The sequence below is a fragment of the Blautia marasmi genome (assembly GCF_900258535.1).
Taxonomy (GTDB): Bacteria; Bacillota; Clostridia; order Lachnospirales; family Lachnospiraceae; genus Blautia; species Blautia hominis.
In genome coordinates, this window is sequence record NZ_OIWX01000002.1 from 1 (window position 1) to 2401 (window position 2401).

Genomic DNA, 2401 nt, shown 5'->3' on the forward strand with positions numbered 1-2401 from the left:
TCATCCCCCACTGCCCACCCCCAATCTTATAAGCACCAATCCAATACTTCACTCTCAAAAGCCGCCCTCATTGTAAACTAATCACCATTTTATAGTTGACATTTCCCACCCAATATTTTATATTATTTCCTATACCAATACACTCCCCTATAAACAAAACAAACCAAAAACCCGAAAGACGAGGTATAAAAATGATCACTACACTAAAAGAAAAAGTCATAAACGGCCACTCCCTTACCAAAGAAGAGGCAATGCATCTATCATCTGCCGAACTCTCCCCCCTTTGTGAAGCCGCAGACCAGATACGCAGACACTTTTGCGGAAATGCTTTTGATATGTGTTCTATTATCAACGGCAAAAGCGGAAGATGTCCCGAGGATTGCAAATACTGCGCCCAGTCCGCTCACTACGCGGCCAATACAACCGTGTATCCACTCCTAAGCCCCGAGGAGATCCTGCAGGCGGCAGAAGCAAATGCAGCAAATGGTATCCTTCGCTTTTCAATTGTCACATCCGGAAAACGTCTCAGCGACAAAGAGGTGGAACAGGTATGTGACAGCTTTCGGAAAATCCAAGAAACGTGCAGTATTTCTCTGTGTGCATCCATGGGACTGCTCACCGAAAAACAGTTTGGGATGCTGAAATCTGCCGGCGTTGTCCGTTATCACAATAACCTGGAAACTTCCCGCCGCTTTTTTCCCGAAATCTGCACCACACATACATATGAGGATAAGATGCAGGCTATTCAGGACGCACAGGCAGCAGGACTTACCGTGTGCAGCGGAGGGATCATCGGACTTGGGGAGACTATGGAGGACAGGATTGATATGGCGCTGACACTTAGAGAGCTACACATCCGGTCTGTCCCCATTAATGTACTGAACCCCATCCCTGGCACCCCTCTGGAACACAACACACCTCTGAAAGAAGAGGAAGTCTGCCGGACCGCGGCTCTTTTCCGTTTTCTGCTGCCGGATGCTATTCTTCGCATGGCAGGCGGCAGAGGATTGATGGGTGACCAGGGACGGCGTGTGTTTCAATCAGGGGCGAATGGGGCGATCACACAAAATATGCTGACTACCGGAGGGGTCACTGTCCATGAGGATAAAATCCTGGCTGAAGAACTGGGATTTGAGATCAGGCTTTATGAGTAGATATTAAGTTTTTTTAAAAAAAGGAGCTTGAAATCTGATTTTTTCTCTGATATACTGAATTTTGTAAAAGAGCTTATGCGGATTATAATAATCGTTTGCATAAGCTCTTTTTTTGTTATTTTATGGGTAATTTTGCTTTGCTCTGCATAACAATATAGTTATGCGTATTTTCCGGGAAAGGATGGTTTTAATATGAAAAACAATTATAAAGCTCTTATAAAGAATGTTGGGATGGAACTGCTGGGAAGTGTTTTTATTGCAGTTGGTATTTATAACTTTGCTGTGGCCTCACATTTTCCTATGACGGGATTTTCAGGTATTGCCCTGATCTTAAACCGTTTGTTTCAGCTTCCGATCGGTATATCAATCATCCTATTGAATATTCCGGTGGCGATTCTCTGTTTCCGGCTTTTGGGCCGGCAGTTTTTTCTGCGGTCCCTGCGGGCTATGATCATCTCTTCGGTGATGATCGACTATCTGGCACCTTTGTTTCCTGTGTATGAGGGGAACCGAATGTTGTCAGCTATCTGTACCGGTGTGCTTGGCGGCCTTGGTTATGCCATTATTTATATGCAGAACTCTTCCACAGGAGGAACAGATTTTATTATTATGGCAGTGAAGGCGTTAAAACCGTATTTATCACTTGGAAAGATCGCTTTTCTGTCTGATGTGGGGATCATTCTCTTGGGCGGGATCATTTTCCGGGATATGGATGGGATCATTTATGGAATGATCATTAATTTTCTGTTTGCTATTGTGGTGGATAAGGTGGTTTATGGGATCAATGCAGGGAAGATGACTTTGATCGTGACGGAGCATGGGCAGAAGGTTACCGAGGTTATTGATGAGTGCTGCGGAAGGGGGAGTACGATTTTGAAAGGGGCCGGCGGGTATCGAATGGACGAGAAACAGGTGGTTATGTGTGCCTGTAATAATAAGCAGATGTATTTCGTGCAGAAGATGGTGAAGGAGGCGGACCCGGAGGCATTTATCATTGTGTTGGAGTCTAATGAGGTGCATGGGGAAGGGTTTGAGATGTTTCAAATTGGGAGTGGGGGGGATGGATGAAAAACTGCCTCTTATCCACATTTGAGGCGGCGGACGGTCTTACGCGTGTAGGCTTTGTCTGCTGCCGGCTATACCAAACCAAACTACGCTCTGATCACCCAGATGTTTTTAGCATTTCTCCCTCATCACAGACGGATCTCACGGTCGTACACACTCTACACACTCGTCGATGTGGAACG

2 protein-coding genes are annotated in these 2401 nt (G+C 45.6%); both read left to right on the plus strand.

Features of this window, described 5'->3' with window-relative positions; all coding sequences use genetic code 11:
* Positions 1-191 precede the first annotated feature (191 nt).
* Positions 192-1154, plus strand: a complete 963-nt coding sequence (gene bioB, locus C6P39_RS27280) for a biotin synthase BioB (protein ID WP_104806056.1) — start codon at positions 192-194, stop codon at positions 1152-1154.
* Positions 1155-1346: 192 nt separating this feature from the next.
* The gene (locus tag C6P39_RS27285) at positions 1347-2222 is read left to right on the plus strand and encodes a YitT family protein (protein WP_104806057.1); all 876 of its coding nucleotides are present in this window, start codon (positions 1347-1349) and stop codon (positions 2220-2222) included.
* Positions 2223-2401 lie beyond the last annotated feature (179 nt).

Excerpts from the sequence above, each read along its gene's own strand:
- bioB (WP_104806056.1), top strand. The coding sequence starts at position 192 with ATGATCACTACACTAAAAGAAAAAGTCATAAACGGCCACTCCCTTACC.
- C6P39_RS27285 (WP_104806057.1), top strand. The coding sequence starts at position 1,347 with ATGAAAAACAATTATAAAGCTCTTATAAAGAATGTTGGGATGGAACTG.